A 17,396-nucleotide genomic window follows, 5' to 3' on the forward strand; every position below is an offset into this window, starting at 1 on the left:
GGGTAAACTGCGCGGCACTGTGATCCCAGCCAACAGGTGCGTCATGCAACCGTATGCCATTGCCCCGTCCATTTTGTCCGCTGACTTCGCCCGCCTGGGCGAAGAAGTGGACAACGTCCTCGCCGCCGGCGCCGACATCGTTCACTTCGACGTGATGGACAACCACTACGTGCCCAACCTGACCATCGGCCCGATGGTCTGCCACGCACTGCGCAAATACGGCATCAGCGCGCCGATCGACGTGCACCTGATGGTCAGCCCGGTCGACCGCATCATCGGTGACTTCATTGAGGCCGGCGCCAGCTACATCACCTTCCACCCCGAGGCCAGCCAGCACATCGACCGCTCGCTGCAGTTGATCCGTGACGGCGGCTGCAAGGCCGGCCTGGTGTTCAACCCGGCAACCCCGCTGAACCTGCTCGAGTACGTGATGGACAAGGTCGACATGATCCTGCTCATGAGCGTGAACCCCGGCTTCGGCGGGCAGAAGTTCATCCCCGGCACGCTGAACAAACTGCGCGAGGCACGCGCGCTGATCGACGCCAGCGGGCGCGACATTCGCCTGGAGATCGACGGCGGGGTGAACCTGCAGAACATCCGCGAAATCGCCGAGGCAGGCGCCGACACCTTCGTCGCCGGCTCGGCGATCTTCAACGCGCCCGACTACCAGGCGGTGATCGCCAAGATGCACGAAGAACTCGCGCTGGCCCGCTCATGAGCGGCCTGCAGCAGCTGTTCCCGGGGCCGTTGCCGCGCCTGGTGATGTTCGACCTCGACGGCACCCTGGTCGACTCGGTGCCTGACCTGGCCGCCGCCATCGACAGCATGCTGGCGCAGTTGGGCCGGCCGGCGGCGGGCATCGAGCAGGTGCGGGTGTGGATCGGCAACGGCGCCCGGGTGCTGGTGCGCCGCGCCCTGGCTGGCGGCATCGAGCACGCCAGCGTAGACGATACCGAGGCCGAGGCGGCCCAGGCGCTGTTCATGCACGCCTACGGGCAAAGCCACGGCAACACCGTGGTCTACCCCGGCGTGCGTGAAACCCTGCGCTGGCTGAAGGAGCAAGGCGTTGAAATGGCGCTGATCACCAACAAGCCCGAGCAGTTCGTGGCGCCGTTGCTCGATGAGCTGAAGCTGGGCCGGTACTTCCGCTGGATCATCGGCGGCGACACCCTGCCGCAGCAAAAGCCCGACCCCGCGGCGCTGCTGCACGTGATGAAAATGGCCGGTGTGTCCGCCGGGCAGGCGCTGTTCGTGGGTGACTCGCGCAACGACATCCTCGCCGCCAAGGCCGCGGAAGTGGCCAGCGTTGGCCTCAGCTACGGCTACAACCATGGCCGCCCGATCAGCGAAGAAGCCCCCGACCTGGTGCTCGCGGACCTTCGCCAGTTGTTGCCTGGTTGCCTGGCTTCGCCCACTGCGGTAACGTTGCCCGACCTCGAAGCTCACAATGGCCGGAATACGATCGTGGCGAGTACCTGCAAACTCTGGATGAAAGTCATCAAGGCCTTGGCGCGTTGGCGCTGGCGCGCCTGACTGTTGCCCAGCCGGCCGTGCCGGCGCGTTTGCCTGATTGCCCCTTTCATCCGCCACGAGGCAGATATGACCCGCGAAGAATTCCTGCGCCTGGCCCAGGCCGGCTACAACCGCATCCCCCTTGCCCGCGAAACCCTCGCTGACTTCGACACGCCGCTGTCGATCTACCTGAAGCTCGCCGACCAGCCCAACACCTACCTGCTCGAGTCCGTGCAGGGCGGTGAGAAGTGGGGCCGTTACTCGATCATTGGCCTGGCCTGCCGCACTGTGCTGCGGGTCAACGGCTACACCATCGAGGTGAGCCGCGATGGCGAGGTGATCGAGCGCGCCGAGGTCGAAGACCCGCTGGCCTTCGTCGAGCAGTTCAAGGCCCGTTACAACGTGCCAACGCTGCCCGGCTTGCCGCGCTTCAACGGCGGCCTGGTGGGCTACTTCGGCTATGACTGCGTGCGCTATGTCGAGCGCCGCCTGGGCGCCAGCCCCAACCCCGACACCATCGGTGCGCCCGACATCCTGTTGATGGTCTCCGACGCGGTGGTGGTGTTCGACAACCTCGCCGGCACCATGCACGCCATCGTGCTGGCCGACCCCAGCGAAGCCGACGCCTATGGCGCTGGCCTGGCCCGCCTCGACGAGTTGATGGCGCAACTGCGCCAGCCGATCACCCCACGCCCCGGGCTCGACATGGCCAAGGTGGGCGGCGCCGAGCCTGAGTTCCGCTCCAGCTTCACCCAGGCCGACTATGAGCGCGCGGTGGGCACCATCAAGGACTACATCCTCGCCGGTGACTGCATGCAGGTGGTGCCGTCGCAGCGGATGTCCATCGATTTCGCCGCCGCGCCGATCGACCTGTACCGCGCGCTGCGCTGCTTCAACCCGACGCCGTACATGTACTTCTTCAACTTTGGCGACTTCCACGTGGTGGGCAGTTCGCCCGAGGTGCTGGTACGGGTAGAAGACGGCGACGTCACCGTGCGCCCGATCGCCGGCACCCGCCCGCGGGGCGCCACCGCCGAGGCCGACGTGGCCTACGAGCAAGACCTGCTCAGCGACGAGAAGGAAATCGCCGAACACCTGATGCTGATCGACCTGGGCCGCAACGACACCGGGCGGGTCAGCGAGGTGGGCAGCGTGCGCCTGACCGAGAAGATGGTCATCGAGCGTTACTCGAACGTGATGCACATCGTTTCGAACGTGACCGGCAAGCTGAAGGCCGGGCTGACGGCAATGGACGCGCTGCGCGCGATCTTGCCGGCTGGCACGCTGTCGGGCGCGCCGAAGATCCGCGCGATGGAGATCATCGATGAACTCGAACCGGTCAAGCGTGGCGTGTATGGCGGTGCGGTGGGGTACTTTGCCTGGAACGGCAACATGGACACCGCCATCGCCATCCGCACCGCGGTGATCAAGCAAGGCCAACTGCACGTGCAAGCCGGCGGCGGCATCGTGGCGGATTCGGTACCGGCGCTGGAGTGGGAAGAAACCATCAACAAGCGCCGGGCGATGTTCCGCGCCGTGGCGTTGGCTGAGCAAACCACTCGGCGCTAGGCGCCAGTGCCCTTCGCCGGGTCGCGCCGGCTGAAGGGCCCCTCAAACGCCTTACAAATCCAGGCTCAACGCCAGGTTCGCCCCTTGCTGGGTAAACGCATCACTCTTGCTCAGGCTATAGCTGGCGCTGAGGTTAAGCCCCGGCGCCAAGGCCTGGCTCACGCCCACGCTGGCGCGGGTCAGGTGGCCCGGTTGGGCATAGCCCTGCAGGGTGAAACGGTTGGCCGGCAGGCTGGTCAGGTTCATCCGCACGTCATCGGCGCGGTCATTGAACTCCCGCTCGCGGGCGGCTTCGGCGAACAGCCGGGTGCTCGGCGTGACCTGCAACGCAGCTTGCAAGCCCACGCCCAGGCGGCGTGAATCACGTTGCTGCGCGCCGTACCCCAGCGCTGTTGAGCGGCCGCTGCTTTCTTCATAACTGCCCACCTGCGCCCGTGCCCAGTCGGCGCTGACAAACGGCGCCAACTGCCAACGGCTGCTGGCCGGGGCTAGGTCATAGCCCAGGCGGCTGTTCAGGGCCACGGCATGGCCCGTGGTGCTGGCGCTTTCCTGGCGTTCACTCACGCCCAGGCCGAAGCGCCGCTTCAGGCTGTCGTAGTCGAGGTGGCCCAGGGTGAAGGTCACGTCTGCCCAGGTTTGGCCCTGGCGGAACTCACCGAAGGCACTGGCCAGGTAACTGTTGAGCCCGTATTGGGAATCCCGCGGGCCCGCCTCGAGGGTTTGCCGGTAGGCGCCCAGGGCCAGGCCGAGGCGGGCCGCCTCGCTCACCCGGTAGCTGCCGCCCAGGGTGACCCCGGCGCCGTGGGCGTTGGCCTTGGCGCTGCTGCCTTGCTCATCGATGCCCATCCGCCCAGCGCTGGCGGCGAGGATCGGCTGCCATTCACCGGGCGCTTGCCAGGCCCCTTGCCACTGGCCGCGCAGGGTGTCTTGATGGGTACGCAGGCTGGCCTGGGCCATTTCTGGCAGCAGGCTGGCCTCCCAGGGCGCGGACAGGATCGAGTAGCCATAGTCGGCGATCAGCCGCTGGCCGGTGGCGGTGGGGTGCACGGCATCGTTGAACAGCAGTTTGTCTGGGTCGTCCAGCGCGGTGCCGGCGCCATAGGCCGGGTTGAGGCTGCACTGGGTGCCGCTGTAGCAGGTGCCGACCAGGTTTTGCCCGGTGGCCAGGCCGTAGGTGGCCGGGTTTGCGACGACCTCCTCAAGCAGCCGCGGCACGTTCAGCGGGATGATCTGCGCGTCGATCTGCGCCAACTGGTTGGCCAGTGCCTGGTTGAACAGCGCACTCAGGGCCGACAACCCGGCCTGGTTGGGCGTGCCGCTGTAGTTTGGGGTCAGGCCGAGGTCGGGCAGCATCCACACCATGATGTAGCGCGCGCCACCCTGCTGCAGCGCCTGGGCACTGGCGGCCAGGCGGCCGGCGGCGGCCGCGGCCTGCTCGGGGGTGGTCACCAGGCCCTGGAGGAAGTCGTTGCCGCCCCCGGTGAGGTAATACAGGGCGTTAGGGTCTGCCCGGTTGCCGTTGGCCAGGTAGCCGGGGCGTTCACGGCCGAACAGCGGCGGCACCCCGACCTGGGAGCTGCCAATGATCGAATCGAGGATCTGGTCGGTGCGGTAGCCGCCGGTGGCCCAGTTGTTGCCATCCACAGGCGGGTTGCCCAGCGCGGTGGAGGGCAGTAGGTCTGCCGGCGCTACCCCCAGTTGCTGGCCGAGCAGCGTGGGAGACACCGGTGCGGATTCGCCATTGGGGAGTTCGCTGGTAAAGCGCACGCCGAATTGCCCGGCGTCGGCCAGGCTGTCGCCGAATACGATCATTGTTGAGTAGGGTGAGGGAGCGGCGTGGGCGGGGTTGCAACAGGCCAGCGCCAGCGCGGCGAGGGAGCAGGGGAGTAGCTGTGTGGTTCGCATGGGTATTCCTTTGCCATTTGTTATTTTTGGATCCGGCAAATGGAATGCTACCAAACGGATGTTTTATGTTTTTGCTTGCAATCGTTTCGGGTTGTTTCTTCCGGGCCGGCAAATGCAGGTAACCCGGCGGCCCCGTATTGCACGGGCAGGCGCGGTAAGCTACTGTTGCCGCTCGATAGTTCGAGACCCGCCGCTGTGTTGATCGTCAGCAAACTCCTGATGCGCGTTATCAAGGCCCTCGCCCGTTGGCGCTGGCGCGCCTGACTATTCCCCCGCCGGCTTCCCCGGCACGTTTCGCCTACCTTCCGGATTCCGTTTCGTTTTGCCGCCCACTGTGGGGGTGCCGGTGCTTCCGGCCGTGTCCGAAGGCTTAATGCCAAGTCAGATTCAAGAGGTTGCCCCGATGTTACTGATGATCGACAACTACGACTCCTTCACCTACAACGTGGTGCAGTACCTCGGCGAGCTGGGTGCCGAGGTCAAGGTGGTGCGTAACGACGAAGTCACCCTGGCCGACATCGAGGCCTTGGCGCCCGAGCGCATCGTGGTGTCGCCTGGCCCGTGCACGCCGAGCGAGGCGGGCATTTCCATCGCCGCCATCCAGCACTTTGCCGGCAAGCTGCCGATCCTCGGCGTGTGCCTGGGCCACCAGTCCATCGGCCAGGCCTACGGCGGCGATGTAGTGCGCGCCCGGCAAGTGATGCACGGCAAGACCAGCCCGGTATTCCACAAGGACTTCGGCGTGTTCGCCGGCCTGAACAACCCGCTCACCGTGACCCGCTACCACTCGCTGGTGGTGCAGCACAGCACCCTGCCCGAGTGCCTCGAGGTGACCGCCTGGACCCAACACGCCGACGGCAGCTTCGACGAGATCATGGGCCTGCGCCATAAAACCCTGAACGTCGAGGGCGTGCAGTTCCACCCCGAGTCGATCCTCACCGAGCAGGGCCACGCGCTGCTGGCCAACTTCCTCAAGCAAGCCGGCGGCGTGCGCCAGGCCTAAGGAGCCCCCATGGATATCAAAAGCGCGCTGGCCCGGGTGGTCGATCATCTCGACCTCTCGGCCGAAGAAATGCGCCAGGTGATGCGCCAGATCATGACCGGCCAATGCACCGATGCGCAGATTGGCGCCTTCCTCATGGGCCTGCGCATGAAAAGCGAGAGCATCGACGAGATCGTCGGCGCGGTCTCGGCCATGCGCGAGCTGGCCGGCAAGGTCGAACTCGGGTCGCTGGAACGGGTGGTCGACATCGTCGGCACCGGTGGCGACGGCGCGAACATCTTCAACGTGTCCACCGCCTCCGCGCTGGTGGCCGCGGCCGCCGGTTGCACCGTGGCCAAGCACGGTAACCGCGCGGTGTCGGGCAAAAGCGGCAGCGCCGACCTGCTCGAGGCCGCCGGTGTGTACCTGAACCTGCAACCGGTGCAGGTGGCCCGTTGCATCAGCAGCGTGGGCATCGGCTTCATGTTCGCCCAGGCCCACCATGGCGCGATGAAACACGCCGCCGGCCCGCGCCGTGATCTCGGCCTGCGCACCCTGTTCAACATGATCGGCCCGCTGACCAACCCGGCCGGCGTGCTGCACCAGGTGGTGGGGGTGTTCAACCCGGCGCTGTGCCGGCCGGTGGCCGAAGTGCTGCTGCGCCTGGGTAGCAAGCACGTGCTGGTGGTGCACTCCAAGGATGGCCTCGACGAATTCAGCCTGGCCGCGCCCACCTTCGTCGCTGAACTGAAAAACGGCGAGGTCAGCGAATACTGGGTACAGCCCGAAGACCTCGGCATCAACAGCCAGAGCCTCTATGGCCTTGAGGTCGAAAGCCCGCAAGCCTCGCTGGCGCTGATCCGCGACGCGCTGGGCAAGCGTAAAACCGCCAACGGCCAGAAGGCCGCCGAGATGATCATCCTCAATGCCGGTGCCGCGCTCTATGCCGCGGACCACGCCAGCAGTTTGAAAGAAGGCGTGGCCTTGGCCCACGATGCCTTGCACACCGGGCTCGCCCGGGAAAAACTCGAAGAACTCGGCGCCTTCACCGCCGTCTTCCAGCAGGAGAACCAAGCATGAGCGTGCCCACCGTGTTGGAGAAAATCCTCGCCCGCAAGGCCGAGGAAGTGGCCGAGCGCCGTAGCCGGGTAAGCCTGGCTGAAGCCGAGCAACTGGCCGCCGCCGCCAGCCCGGTGCGCGGCTTTGCCGCCGCGCTGCAGGCCCAGGCCGCGCGCCGCCAGCCGGCGGTGATCGCCGAGGTGAAAAAAGCCTCGCCGAGCAAAGGGGTGATCCGCGAACTGTTCGTGCCGCAAGACATCGCCCAAAGCTATGCCAAGGGCGGCGCGACCTGCCTGTCGGTGCTGACCGACATCGACTTCTTCCAGGGCGCCGATGCCTACCTGCAGCAGGCACGCGAGGCCTGCGCACTGCCGGTGATCCGCAAGGACTTCATGATCGACCCGTACCAGGTGGTCGAGGCTCGCGCGCTGGGCGCGGACTGCATTCTGTTGATCGTTGCGGCGCTGGAAGACACTCGCATGGCCGAGCTGGCCGCGGTGGCCAAGGCCCACGGCCTGGACGTGCTGGTCGAGGTGCACGACGGCGACGAGCTGGAGCGCGCGCTGAAAACCCTCGACACGCCGCTGCTGGGCATCAATAACCGCAACCTGCACACCTTCGAGGTGAGCCTGGAGAACACCCTCGACCTGCTGCCGCGTATTCCCCGCGACCGGCTGGTGATCACCGAGAGTGGCATCCTCAACCGGGCGGATGTCGAGCTGATGGAAATCAACGACGTGTACGCCTTCCTGGTCGGTGAGGCCTTCATGCGCGCCGAGAACCCGGGCCTGGAATTGCAACGTTTGTTCTTCCCCGAGCAGGCCGCGCCTGCCGCCAGCAAGCCGCTCGGCTAACATGCCGGCGCTGCGCACCAGCACCGAGGCGGGCCTGGCCGCCGAACAGCAATTGCTGGCCGATGTGTGCACCGGCCAGGCGCGCGATGGCTTGCTGTTCTGGCAAAGCACCGATCGCGCCCTGGTGATGCCGCGGCGCATGGCCCGCCTCGACGGCTTCGCCGCCGCCAGCGAGGCCTCGGCCGCAGCCGGCTGGCCAGTATTGCTGCGGGAAACCGGCGGCGAGCCGGTGCCGCAATCCGCGGCCACGATCAACGTCGCGCTGGTGTATGCCGCGCCGCGCAGCGAAGGGGACCGCAACCGCATCGAAAGCGCTTATGAACGGCTGTGCCAGCCGCTGTGCGATGTGCTACGGGCGTTGGGTGGCGAGGCCTCGCTGGGCGAGGTGCCGGGCGCGTTTTGCGACGGCCGTTACAACGTCAACCTGGGTGGGCGCAAATGGGTGGGGACTGCCCAGCGCTGGCGCCAGGCCGCCGGTGGCGCCGGGCCAGTGGTGCTGGTGCACGGGGCGATGCTGATGGGCGCTGAGCGCGAGCAGATGGTCGCCGCGGTCAACCGCTTCAACCAGGCCTGCGGCCTGCCGCAACGTTGCGATGCCGAAAGCCATGTCGGCCTGTGGGAGCGCTTCCCCGATGCCGAGGTGCTAGGGCCGCTGGCTGAGGCCTACGGCGAGATGCTCGAAGGCCTGCGCGCGTTGCATCAACGGGTGCCGTAAACCACCATCGTCTTGCCCTTGACCTCGATCAGCCGCTGCATTTCGAGGTCTTTGAGCACGCGCCCGACCATTTCCCGCGAACAGCCAACGATCCGCCCGATTTCCTGGCGGGTGACCTTGATCTGCATGCCGTCGGGGTGGGTCATCGCATCAGGCTGTTTGCACAGCTCCAGCAGGCAGCGCGCCACCCGCCCGGTCACGTCGAAGAACGCCAGGTCGCCCACCTTGCGTGTGGTGTTGCGCAGGCGTTGGGCGATCTGGCCGCTGATGGCGTAGAGGATGTCTGGGTCTTGGGCGGCCAGCTCGCGGAAGCGGCCGTAGCTGATTTCCGCCACTTCGCACTCGGTTTTGGCGCGCACCCAGGCGCTGCGCTGGCCGTTGGCTGGCGGCGGGTCGAACAAGCCCAGCTCACCGATGAAGTCACCAGGGTTGAGGTAGGCGATGATCATCTCGCGGCCGTCGTCGTCTTCGATGAGGATGGTGACCGAGCCACGGATGATGTACGACAGGGTTTGCGATTGATCGCCCGCGCAGATCAAATTGCTTTTCGCCGCATAGCGGCGGCGCTGGCTGTGGGCCAGCAACTTGTCGATGTTCTTGATCTTCGGAGCAACGGCCATGGCTGGGTCTCGGCTAGCAGGCAGGCAGGTTTTTATGGGTGTGCGTTCTTTGGCGCCATCATATTGGCACTACTGTATCAGAATCGCTAGACGAAGCGATACGTTAGCTTCCGGCAAATGCCGTTCGACCGCGCTGTGCTAAGCTGGCTCACTTTTTTTGAGCGGAGGCCGAGATGAAGGCACGTATTCAATGGGCCGGCGAGGCCATGTTCCTGGGCGAATCGGGCAGCGGCCACGTGGTGGTGATGGACGGCCCGCCTGAAGCTGGCGGGCGTAACCTGGGCGTGCGGCCCATGGAAATGGTGCTGATCGGCCTGGGTGGCTGCAGTAACTTCGACGTGGTGAGCATCTTGAAGAAGGCGCGCCAGCCGGTCGAAAGCTGCGAAGCCTTCCTCGAGGCCGAGCGCGCCGACCAGGACCCAAAGGTGTTCACCAAGATCCACCTGCACTTCGTGGTCAAGGGCCGTGGGCTGAAGGAGCAGCAGGTCAAGCGGGCGATCGAGCTGTCGGCCGAGAAGTACTGCTCGGCGTCGATCATGCTGGGCAATGCTGGGGTGAAGATCACCCATGACTACGAGATCGTCGAGCTGGGTTGAGGCCTTGCGCCTGGCTTGAGGGCGCTTCGCCTGGCGCTGCCGGGCGAAGCGCCAGCAGCCGTTACACCCGGTAGGTGGTGCCCGTCATCACTTTGGCCAGCAGGCTCATCCCCAGCTTCACCGGCGCCGGGAAGCGCAGGCCCCCCGCGTCGAGCGCCGAATCGGCGTGCTGGGCTTCATCGATGCGCATCTGCTCGAGAATCGCCCGCGACTTCTGGTCTTCCACCGGCAGCTTCACCAGGTGTTCATCCAAATGCTTGCACACCTGGTGCTCAGTGGCCGCCACAAAGCCCAGGCTGACCCGGTCGCTGATCAACCCCGCCAAGGCGCCAATCCCGAACGACATCCCGTAGAACACCGGGTTGAGCACGCTTGGGTGGCTGCCCAACTGGCGAATGCGCTGCTCGCACCAGGCCAGGTGGTCGATTTCTTCCTCGGCGGCATGCTCCATCGCCTTGCGCACCTTGGGCAGCTTGGCAGTCAGCGCCTGGCCCTGGTACAGCGCCTGGGCGCACACCTCGCCGGTGTGGTTGATGCGCATCAGCCCGGCGGCGTGGCGGGCATCCTCGGGGCTCATGCTCGCGTCTGGCTGCACGATGGCAGGGGAGGGGCGCGCCGGCTGGCCGCTGAAGGGCAGCAGGGTGCGGGCCGCGGTGTCGGCTTGCAGCAATAGCTTGTCGAGGGGGGAATATTGGCGTTCGACGGCCACAAGAACCTCCTTGGGCAGGTATCAGGGCGGTGCCGCGCGGGGGCCGGCGCGGCGCGGGTGGGGCGGGGGTTAGCCCGGAGGCCAGTGCATGTTGCGTTGGCCGAGCACGTGCAGGTGAATGTGATACACCGTTTGCCCGCCTTGCTCATTGGTGTTCATCACCACGCGAAAGCCTTCTTCGCAGCCTTGTTCCTTGGCCAGTTTCTGGGCCATGAACACGATGTGCCCGAGCAGGGGTTTGTCTGCCTCGGTCACGTCGGCCAGGGTGGCGATTTCCTTTTTCGGTACAACCAGAAAATGTACCGGTGCCTGCGGGGCGATATCGTGGAAGGCGATCACGTCGTCGTCTTCGTAGATGATCTTCGCGGGTATCTCTCTGTTGATGATCTTGGTGAAGAGAGTGGCCACAGCGGGTTCTCCATGATGGGGTGTCCTCGCCCCAGTGTACTCACCCGGGGCGGCGGCGCCCAGTGCTTTGCGTCAATGCGGTGCGTAGCGGCGGTTCACCCAGGCGGCCAGCTTGCGCAGCAGCCAGCGCTGGCCCAGCCGCGCAAGGCGCAGCAGCCAGCGGTTGCGCCCGCCGGGGATGATCAGCGCGCGGTTGCGGGCCAGGGCGCGCACCGTGTACAGGGCCACTTCATCGGCGCGCATCGGCCAGGCGCTGTGTTGCAGGCGGGCAATGCGCCGCAACGGTGAATGCACCGGGCCGGGGCAGAGCACCGACACCTTGATGCCGGTTTGCCGTAGTTCCTCGCGCAGGCCTTCGGAAAAGTGCAATACGTAGGCCTTGCTCGCGGCGTAGCTGCTCATCCAGGGGCCGGGCTGGAACGCCGCCAGCGAGGCCACGTTGAGGATCTGCCCGCCACCTTGTACCGCCATGCTGTTGCCCAGGGCATGGCAAAGGCGAGTGAGGGCCAGTACGTTGAGTTCGAGCAGGTCTTGTTCCTGGCCCCAGTCCTGGGCCAGAAAATGCCCGTGGCTGCGCACCCCGGCGCAGTTCACCAGCAGGTCGATGCGGGTGTCGTTTTCTTCGAGTTCGAGCAAGAAGCCCGACAGGCGCAGGGGCTCGCCGAGGTCGCAGGCGCGAAACAGCACCTCTACGCCGAAGCGTTGGGTGAGTTCCAGGGCGATGGTTTCCAGTGGGTCGCGCTGGCGCGCCACCAGGATCAGCGAGCGCCCTTGGCGGGCCAGCGCTTCGGCCAGGGCCAGGCCCAGGCCGCTGGATGCACCGGTGATCAGAGCGTAAGGGGGCATTGCAGTCGTTCTCCAGCCGGGCGCCGCCGGGGCAGCGCCTTTTACCTGGCTAGTGTAACCGCAGCGGTGGTGTCAGCGGTGCAAGGCAGAGGAAAAACCACTGAGGAACCCAAACACCATAATGGCCACGTAGGCCACCACCGACAGCGCCGCCAGCACCTTTACGGTGGTGGTGTTGGGCGGGGTGGGCGGGCCGAAGCGGTTCACGCCGGCGGTGCCGGGCATCAGCATCAGCACGAAGGGGAAGATGTAGCCCACCAGTGGCACGATCAGCAGCAATAGCCACCAGGCGGACCAGCCGATGTCGTGGATGCGCCGGACATAAAAGCGCAGGCCGATGATGATGGCGAAAATCGCCAGCAGTGCAGCCAGAATGGCCGCAATCATCGGCGCGGCGCCGGCAACCGAGACCAATACCAGGATGGCCGGCACCATCGCCGCCATCAGCACCAGGCTCCAGGCCAGGTAGCGCACGCGGCCGAGGCGGCCCTTGTGGGTTTTCCAGTCGAGGTCGGCGAACGCCGGGGTGGTTTCGAGGTTGGCCTTTGGCGGCTCGAACGGTGAGGACGCGTGCATTTTTCAGACATTTCCTTGTCGCGAATGTAGCGGCGCAGGATACAACCCCTCTGCGCCGCCCGCCAAGGGCTGTCAGAACGGTTTGATCACCACCAGGATCACCACGGCCAGCAGCACCAGCACGGGGAATTCGTTGAACCAGCGGTAGAAGCGATGGCTGCGCTGGTTTTCGTCGCGGGCAAAGCGTTTGAGTTGCGCGCCGCACATATGGTGGTAGCCGATCAGCAGCACCACCAGGGCCAGCTTGGCATGCATCCAGCCCTGGCTCAGCCAGCCGGGCGTGAGGTAGAGCATCCAGCCGCCGAGCAGCAGCGTGGCGATCATCGACGGGCCCATGATGCCGCGGTAGAGCTTGCGCTCCATCACCTTGAAACGCTCCCGGCTGGGCGCGTCTTCGCTCATGGCGTGGTAAACGAACAGCCGCGGCAGGTAGAACAGGCCGGCGAACCAGCAAACGACGGCAACGATGTGCAAGGCTTTGAGCCAGAGATAGAGCATGGTTGTGTTATCCAGGGTCACGGTGCCCCGATGGTAAGCGCCACCGCCGGGCGGCGCCACCGGCTGATTCTTGACCACTTTACTCAGGCAAGCGGATAATGCCCGCATTTCGCGATACATCGGCTAACGCCGGGAGAGAGTCAAGATGAGCGTCGAAACCTTTACCCCCACGGCTTTGCAGTTCACGCAGGGTGCTGCGTACAAGGTGAAGACCCTGGTCGACGAAGAGGGCAACGACCGCCTGAAGCTGCGCGTGTTCGTCACCGGCGGTGGCTGCTCGGGCTTCCAGTATGGCTTTACCTTCGATGAAGACGTCGCCGAAGACGACACCATCGTCGAGCGCGAGGGCGTAAGCCTGGTGGTTGACCCGATGAGCTTCCAGTACCTGGCCGGCGCCGAGGTGGATTACCAGGAAGGCCTGGAAGGCTCGCGGTTCGTGATCAACAACCCCAATGCCTCGACCACCTGCGGTTGCGGCCAGTCGTTCTCGATCTGAACACCACGCCCGGCCGCCTCAGGCCGGGTACAGCGCGCCCAATACGCGCAAGCCTTGGGCGCCGGTCACCGTAGGCCGGTTACCGGCCAGCCGCTCAAGGCAGCAATGCGCCAGCCAGGCGAATGCCATCGCTTCCATCCAGTCTGGGTCTACGCCCCAGTCGGCGGTGCTGGCTACCTGGGTCGCGGGCAATCCCTGTTGCAGGCGTTGCATCAGCGCGCTGTTATGCGCGCCGCCGCCACATACCAATAAATGCTCGGTCTGTGCCTGCGCTTGGGCCAGGGCCTGGGTCACGCTGTGGGCGGTCAGTTCCAGCAGGGTGGCTTGTACGTCTGCCGGGGTAACGTTCAGCCCAGCCAGTTGCTGCTCCAGCCAAGGCAGGTTGAACAGCTCGCGGCCAGTGCTTTTCGGGCCGGTGCTGGTGAAGAACGGCGCGCTCAGGCAGCGTGCCAGCAAAGCCGGGTGCACCTGGCCGCTGGCGGCCCATTGGCCATCGCGGTCGAACGGGGTGCCTTGGTGGCGCTGCACCCAGGCGTCCATCAGTACGTTGCCCGGCCCGCAGTCAAAGCCGCGCACCGGTTCGCCGTCGTCGATCAAACTGAGGTTGGTAAAGCCGCCCACGTTCAGCACCGCCACATGGGCGGCTGCTTCGCGGAACAGCCAGTCGTGGAAGGCCGGGGCCAGCGGTGCGCCTTGGCCGCCGGCGGCGACGTCACGGCGGCGGAAATCCGCGACCACGTCGATGCCGGCCAGCTCGGCGAGCAGCGCCGGGTTGCCGATCTGCACGGTAAACCCGCGCGCGGGTTCGTGGCGCACGGTTTGCCCGTGGCTGCCGATGGCGCGGACATGCGAAGGGTTGAGCTGCTCGCGTGCCAGTAATTCGTTGATGCCTTGCGCGGCCAAGCGGGCCCAGGCGTTTTCCGCCAGGGCCGCGCGGGCGATTTCATCGTCGCCCGGCGCGCACAGGGCCAGCAGTTGCGCGCGCAGTTCCCCCGGCATCGGCAGGTAATGGCTGGCCACCAACTGCAGGTGGCCGGATTGCTGGTCGACCAGGGCGAAGTCCAGCCCGTCGAGGCTGGTGCCCGACATCACCCCTATATAGAGGGCCATGTCAGCGCTTGTTCGACGCGACGAGGGTCGCGCGTTCCTGGTCCATTCGCGCCATCAAGGCCTGGCTTTGCTGGGCGAACTTGGCGCGGTCATTACGGGCGATTGGGTCGGCCATGGGCAGCTTCTGCCCCAGTGGGTCGACGTGCACGCCGTTGACCTGGAACTCGTAATGCACGTGCGGGCCCGTGGCCAGGCCGGTGGTGCCGATGTAACCGATCACCTGGCCCTGTTTGACTGGCACGCCATCGCGGATGCCCTTGGCGAAACCCTGCATGTGGCCGTAAAGGGTGCGATAGGTGGCGCCGTGCTGGATGATCACCGTGTTGCCGTAGCCGCCCTTGCGCCCGGCGAGGATCACCTTGCCATCGCCAGTGGCCTTGATCGGCGTGCCGCGTGCCGCGGCGTAGTCCACGCCCTGGTGGGCGCGGATCTTGTTGAGGATTGGGTGCTGGCGGGCGCCGGAAAAGCGTGAGCTGATCCGCGCGAAGTCGACCGGCGAGCGAACGAAGGCCTTGCGCATGCTGTTGCCATCGGCGGTGTAGAAGCTGCTGTTGCCTTGTTTATTGGTGTAACGCACGGCGGTGTAGGTTTTGCCGCGGCTGACGAAGCGTGCCGAGAGAATGCTGCCGGTACCGATCACCTTGCCGTCGAGCACCTTCTGCTCGTAGATCACGTCGAATTGGTCGCCTTGGCGGATGTCCTGGGTGAAGTCCAGGTCGTAGCCGAAGATGTTCGCCAGGTCCATGATCTGCCCGTGAGACAGCCCGGCCTTTTGCGCCGACAGCGACAGTGAATTGTTGATCACCCCGTGGGCGTAGGCATCGCGCAGGACCGGTTTATCGATCACCCGGGCGAAGGCGAACGCGCCACCCTGGCGCTGCAGGCTGATGCTTTCGAGGTGGCTCAATTGAGTGTGCAGGGTTTGCAGTTGGCCATCGGCGGCCAACTCGAACTGCAGGATTTGCCCGCGCCTGAGGTGGGTGAACTGCTTGGCCTGCGGGTCGCTGTCGAGCACGGCCTGGATGTCTGCGGCCGATAGCCCGACCTTCTGGAACAGGGTAGAAAGCGTATCGCCCTTGGCAACCACCACCTGGCGATGTTGTGCGCCGGGGGCGGGGGCCTCGGCGGGCTGTTCAACTGCGGCATTCTGCTCGTCGGCCGGGGCGTCACCTTCGATCTGGGCGAAGGGCGAGGGCTCGGCTTCGGTGGGGGCCTGCTCGGTATTGGCGGGTTGGTCCTTGAGCGCGTCGGCCGGGGGCGCCATGTCCAGGGCCAGCGATGTTCGTTTGGCTTCTACGTCACTGGTGGGGAACACCAGCAGGGCCAGGCTGAGGAGGGCAGCGATGCCGCTGGCTGCCAACAGGTGTGTTTTTGGGTAAAGCGGGGGCGCTTTGGGTGGGGCTTCGGTCATGGTTTTGGCTTTGAATATGAAGAAGATGAATGGGTGAAGATGAATATGACGATGAAGATGATGAAATAACTGTATAAAATATAACCAAAACCGCCTCGAGGCAACCCTCGCAGACGTTCGGGTGCGTGCGGCAAGTCACATTGCGTCGCGGCCTTGGCCCTGAGGGGCCGATCTTGTATGTTTGCCCCCTTGAATCTGAACCTTGCAGGCCCCCCACATTATGAAGTCGGTAGAAGAGCAACTGGCGCTGATCAAGCGCGGCGCGGATGAACTCCTGGTCGAAGCCGAGCTGGTCGAGAAACTCAAGCGCGGCGAGCCACTGCGCATCAAGGCCGGCTTCGACCCGACGGCGCCCGACCTGCACCTGGGCCACACCGTGCTTATTAATAAGCTGCGCCAGTTCCAGGAGCTGGGCCATCAGGTGATCTTCCTGATCGGTGACTTCACCGGGATGATCGGCGACCCCAGCGGCAAAAGCGCTACCCGCCCGCCGCTGACCCGTGAGCAGGTGCTGGCCAACGCCGAAACCTACAAGGCCCAGGTGTTCAAGATCCTCGACCCGGCCAAGACCGAAGTCGCCTTCAACTCTACCTGGATGGACCAGATGGGGCCGGCCGACTTCATCCGCCTGACCTCCCAGTACACCGTGGCGCGGATGCTCGAGCGCGATGACTTCCAGAAGCGCTACAGCGGTAACCAGCCGATCGCCATTCACGAGTTCCTCTACCCGCTGGTGCAGGGCTACGACTCGGTGGCGCTGAGGGCGGATGTAGAGCTGGGCGGTACCGACCAGAAATTCAACCTGCTGATGGGCCGCGAGTTGCAGCGCGCCTACGGCCAGCCTGCGCAGAACATCCTGACCATGCCGTTGCTCGAGGGCCTGGATGGGGTGAAGAAGATGTCCAAGTCGCTGGGCAACTATGTGGGCATCCAGGAAGCCCCTGGGGTGATGTTCAGCAAGCTGGTGTCTATGCCAGACAGCCTGATGTGGCGCTACTTCGAGCTGCTGAGCTTCCGCTCGATGGCTGAAATCGACGCGCTCAAGGCTGATGTAGCGGCCGGTGCCAACCCGCGTGACATCAAGATCCTGCTCGCCGAAGAGCTGATCGAGCGCTTCCACGGTAAAGAAGCCGCAGAGTCGGCCCACCGTGCCGCCGGTAACCGCATGAAGGACGGCGAGTTGCCGGAAGACCTGCCTGAGGTCGAAGTGCTGGCCGCCGAAGCGTTGCCGATCGGTGCTGTGCTTAATAAAGCAGGGCTGGTGAAGAACGCCGCGGCGGCGCGCGACCTGCTCGCCGCCGGTAGCGTCAAGGTAGACGGCGAAGTGGTTGACCGTGACTTCGTGGTGCAAGTAGGCGCCACCCATGTATGCCAGGCTGGCAAGAAGGCCTTTGCGCGGGTTTCGCTGAAGGCGGAGTGATTTTGCCGTTTTTTAAAATTAACGGTTGACGCCCCGTTTTATCCCCCTATAATGCGCACCACTTCCAGCGACAACGGAACGCGAAAAGCCTTGGTAAACAAGGAGTTAGC

19 protein-coding genes are annotated in these 17,396 nt (G+C 65.2%); 10 read left to right on the plus strand and 9 right to left on the minus strand.

Annotated features, from left to right (window positions below):
• Nucleotides 1-43: 43 nt before the first annotated feature.
• From rpe to trpE, 3 genes are all read left to right on the plus strand, one after another.
• The gene (gene rpe / locus ACFZCE_RS21255) at nucleotides 44-718 is read left to right on the plus strand and encodes a ribulose-phosphate 3-epimerase (protein ID WP_390942493.1); all 675 of its coding nucleotides are present in this window, start codon (nucleotides 44-46) and stop codon (nucleotides 716-718) included.
• Nucleotides 715-1,533 (plus strand): phosphoglycolate phosphatase, encoded by an 819-nt coding sequence (locus ACFZCE_RS21260; protein ID WP_390942494.1) that lies wholly within the window; start codon nucleotides 715-717, stop codon nucleotides 1,531-1,533. Before rpe ends, ACFZCE_RS21260 begins: the two co-directional genes overlap by 4 nt.
• 66 nt (nucleotides 1,534-1,599) lie before the next feature.
• Complete coding sequence (gene trpE, locus ACFZCE_RS21265) at nucleotides 1,600-3,081, plus strand: anthranilate synthase component I (protein WP_390942495.1); 1,482 nt, start codon at nucleotides 1,600-1,602, stop codon at nucleotides 3,079-3,081.
• Nucleotides 3,082-3,132: 51 nt separating this feature from the next.
• On the opposite strand, the gene ACFZCE_RS21270 is transcribed toward trpE, so the two are convergent.
• Entirely contained in the window at nucleotides 3,133-4,986 is a 1,854-nt protein-coding gene (locus ACFZCE_RS21270) for an autotransporter domain-containing protein (protein ID WP_390942496.1), read from the minus strand.
• 403 nt (nucleotides 4,987-5,389) lie between these two features.
• On the opposite strand from ACFZCE_RS21270, the gene ACFZCE_RS21275 reads away from it, so the two are divergent.
• The 4 genes from ACFZCE_RS21275 to ACFZCE_RS21290 are packed head-to-tail and all read left to right on the plus strand — an operon-like array spanning nucleotide 5,390 to nucleotide 8,596.
• Nucleotides 5,390-5,989, plus strand: a complete 600-nt coding sequence (locus tag ACFZCE_RS21275) for an aminodeoxychorismate/anthranilate synthase component II (RefSeq protein ID WP_390942497.1) — start codon at nucleotides 5,390-5,392, stop codon at nucleotides 5,987-5,989.
• A gap of 9 nt (nucleotides 5,990-5,998) precedes the next feature.
• Nucleotides 5,999-7,048: an anthranilate phosphoribosyltransferase gene (gene trpD / locus ACFZCE_RS21280; protein WP_390942498.1), complete on the plus strand. Its 1,050-nt coding sequence runs from the start codon at nucleotides 5,999-6,001 to the stop codon at nucleotides 7,046-7,048.
• On the plus strand, nucleotides 7,045-7,881 hold the full coding sequence (trpC, locus tag ACFZCE_RS21285) for an indole-3-glycerol phosphate synthase TrpC (protein ID WP_390942499.1): 837 nt from the start codon (nucleotides 7,045-7,047) through the stop codon (nucleotides 7,879-7,881). Before trpD ends, trpC begins: the two co-directional genes overlap by 4 nt.
• A gap of 1 nt (nucleotide 7,882) precedes the next feature.
• Nucleotides 7,883-8,596, plus strand: coding sequence for a biotin/lipoate A/B protein ligase family protein (locus ACFZCE_RS21290; protein WP_390942500.1), 714 nt, complete (start codon nucleotides 7,883-7,885; stop codon nucleotides 8,594-8,596).
• Here the strand turns inward: ACFZCE_RS21290 and crp are convergent.
• On the minus strand, nucleotides 8,581-9,216 hold the full coding sequence (gene crp / locus ACFZCE_RS21295) for a cAMP-activated global transcriptional regulator CRP (protein WP_390942501.1): 636 nt from the start codon (nucleotides 9,214-9,216) through the stop codon (nucleotides 8,581-8,583). The genes ACFZCE_RS21290 and crp overlap by 16 nt on opposite strands.
• 173 nt (nucleotides 9,217-9,389) lie before the next feature.
• Between crp and ACFZCE_RS21300 the strand changes: the two genes are divergently transcribed.
• The gene (locus tag ACFZCE_RS21300; protein WP_390942502.1) at nucleotides 9,390-9,812 is read left to right on the plus strand and encodes an OsmC family protein; all 423 of its coding nucleotides are present in this window, start codon (nucleotides 9,390-9,392) and stop codon (nucleotides 9,810-9,812) included.
• A 61-nt stretch (nucleotides 9,813-9,873) separates the two neighbouring features.
• Here ACFZCE_RS21300 and coq7 read toward each other — a convergent pair whose 3' ends face one another.
• The 5 genes from coq7 to hemJ form a co-directional block, all read right to left on the minus strand.
• A complete protein-coding gene (gene coq7, locus ACFZCE_RS21305; protein ID WP_390942503.1) occupies nucleotides 9,874-10,521 on the minus strand; it encodes a 2-polyprenyl-3-methyl-6-methoxy-1,4-benzoquinone monooxygenase in 648 nt (215 codons plus the stop codon).
• Nucleotides 10,522-10,590: 69 nt separating this feature from the next.
• Nucleotides 10,591-10,929 carry an HIT domain-containing protein gene (locus ACFZCE_RS21310; protein ID WP_390942504.1) on the minus strand — a complete coding sequence of 113 codons (339 nt, stop codon included), beginning with the start codon at nucleotides 10,927-10,929 and terminating at the stop codon, nucleotides 10,591-10,593.
• A 72-nt stretch (nucleotides 10,930-11,001) separates the two neighbouring features.
• The gene (locus ACFZCE_RS21315) at nucleotides 11,002-11,775 is read right to left on the minus strand and encodes an SDR family NAD(P)-dependent oxidoreductase (protein WP_390942505.1); all 774 of its coding nucleotides are present in this window, start codon (nucleotides 11,773-11,775) and stop codon (nucleotides 11,002-11,004) included.
• A gap of 72 nt (nucleotides 11,776-11,847) precedes the next feature.
• On the minus strand, nucleotides 11,848-12,351 hold the full coding sequence (locus ACFZCE_RS21320; RefSeq protein ID WP_390942506.1) for a DUF805 domain-containing protein: 504 nt from the start codon (nucleotides 12,349-12,351) through the stop codon (nucleotides 11,848-11,850).
• A 72-nt stretch (nucleotides 12,352-12,423) separates the two neighbouring features.
• On the minus strand, nucleotides 12,424-12,849 hold the full coding sequence (hemJ, locus tag ACFZCE_RS21325; protein WP_390942507.1) for a protoporphyrinogen oxidase HemJ: 426 nt from the start codon (nucleotides 12,847-12,849) through the stop codon (nucleotides 12,424-12,426).
• Between the two features lie 145 nt (nucleotides 12,850-12,994).
• Between hemJ and erpA the strand changes: the two genes are divergently transcribed.
• Nucleotides 12,995-13,345, plus strand: a complete 351-nt coding sequence (gene erpA / locus ACFZCE_RS21330; protein ID WP_390942508.1) for an iron-sulfur cluster insertion protein ErpA — start codon at nucleotides 12,995-12,997, stop codon at nucleotides 13,343-13,345.
• Between the two features lie 18 nt (nucleotides 13,346-13,363).
• On the opposite strand, the gene ACFZCE_RS21335 is transcribed toward erpA, so the two are convergent.
• Both ACFZCE_RS21335 and ACFZCE_RS21340 read right to left on the minus strand, forming a co-directional pair.
• Nucleotides 13,364-14,455: an anhydro-N-acetylmuramic acid kinase gene (locus tag ACFZCE_RS21335; RefSeq protein WP_390942509.1), complete on the minus strand. Its 1,092-nt coding sequence runs from the start codon at nucleotides 14,453-14,455 to the stop codon at nucleotides 13,364-13,366.
• A 1-nt stretch (nucleotide 14,456) separates the two neighbouring features.
• The gene (locus ACFZCE_RS21340) at nucleotides 14,457-15,866 is read right to left on the minus strand and encodes a peptidoglycan DD-metalloendopeptidase family protein (RefSeq protein ID WP_390942510.1); all 1,410 of its coding nucleotides are present in this window, start codon (nucleotides 15,864-15,866) and stop codon (nucleotides 14,457-14,459) included.
• A gap of 220 nt (nucleotides 15,867-16,086) precedes the next feature.
• Between ACFZCE_RS21340 and tyrS the strand changes: the two genes are divergently transcribed.
• The gene (tyrS, locus tag ACFZCE_RS21345) at nucleotides 16,087-17,286 is read left to right on the plus strand and encodes a tyrosine--tRNA ligase (protein WP_390942511.1); all 1,200 of its coding nucleotides are present in this window, start codon (nucleotides 16,087-16,089) and stop codon (nucleotides 17,284-17,286) included.
• Nucleotides 17,287-17,396: the final 110 nt, after the last annotated feature.

This window comes from Pseudomonas sp. NPDC007930, from assembly GCF_042958985.1.
Taxonomy (GTDB): domain Bacteria; phylum Pseudomonadota; class Gammaproteobacteria; order Pseudomonadales; family Pseudomonadaceae; genus Aquipseudomonas.

Excerpts from the sequence above, each read along its gene's own strand:
- ACFZCE_RS21300 (WP_390942502.1), top strand. The coding sequence starts at position 9,390 with ATGAAGGCACGTATTCAATGGGCCGGCGAGGCCATGTTCCTGGGCGAA.
- ACFZCE_RS21315 (WP_390942505.1), bottom strand. The coding sequence starts at position 11,775 with ATGCCCCCTTACGCTCTGATCACCGGTGCATCCAGCGGCCTGGGCCTG.
- ACFZCE_RS21270 (WP_390942496.1), bottom strand. The coding sequence starts at position 4,986 with ATGCGAACCACACAGCTACTCCCCTGCTCCCTCGCCGCGCTGGCGCTG.
- erpA (WP_390942508.1), top strand. The coding sequence starts at position 12,995 with ATGAGCGTCGAAACCTTTACCCCCACGGCTTTGCAGTTCACGCAGGGT.
- ACFZCE_RS21290 (WP_390942500.1), top strand. The coding sequence starts at position 7,883 with ATGCCGGCGCTGCGCACCAGCACCGAGGCGGGCCTGGCCGCCGAACAG.
- ACFZCE_RS21320 (WP_390942506.1), bottom strand. The coding sequence starts at position 12,351 with ATGCACGCGTCCTCACCGTTCGAGCCGCCAAAGGCCAACCTCGAAACC.
- ACFZCE_RS21335 (WP_390942509.1), bottom strand. The coding sequence starts at position 14,455 with ATGGCCCTCTATATAGGGGTGATGTCGGGCACCAGCCTCGACGGGCTG.
- rpe (WP_390942493.1), top strand. The coding sequence starts at position 44 with ATGCAACCGTATGCCATTGCCCCGTCCATTTTGTCCGCTGACTTCGCC.
- tyrS (WP_390942511.1), top strand. The coding sequence starts at position 16,087 with ATGAAGTCGGTAGAAGAGCAACTGGCGCTGATCAAGCGCGGCGCGGAT.
- trpC (WP_390942499.1), top strand. The coding sequence starts at position 7,045 with ATGAGCGTGCCCACCGTGTTGGAGAAAATCCTCGCCCGCAAGGCCGAG.
- trpE (WP_390942495.1), top strand. The coding sequence starts at position 1,600 with ATGACCCGCGAAGAATTCCTGCGCCTGGCCCAGGCCGGCTACAACCGC.
- ACFZCE_RS21340 (WP_390942510.1), bottom strand. The coding sequence starts at position 15,866 with ATGACCGAAGCCCCACCCAAAGCGCCCCCGCTTTACCCAAAAACACAC.
- ACFZCE_RS21275 (WP_390942497.1), top strand. The coding sequence starts at position 5,390 with ATGTTACTGATGATCGACAACTACGACTCCTTCACCTACAACGTGGTG.
- ACFZCE_RS21260 (WP_390942494.1), top strand. The coding sequence starts at position 715 with ATGAGCGGCCTGCAGCAGCTGTTCCCGGGGCCGTTGCCGCGCCTGGTG.
- trpD (WP_390942498.1), top strand. The coding sequence starts at position 5,999 with ATGGATATCAAAAGCGCGCTGGCCCGGGTGGTCGATCATCTCGACCTC.
- hemJ (WP_390942507.1), bottom strand. The coding sequence starts at position 12,849 with ATGCTCTATCTCTGGCTCAAAGCCTTGCACATCGTTGCCGTCGTTTGC.
- crp (WP_390942501.1), bottom strand. The coding sequence starts at position 9,216 with ATGGCCGTTGCTCCGAAGATCAAGAACATCGACAAGTTGCTGGCCCAC.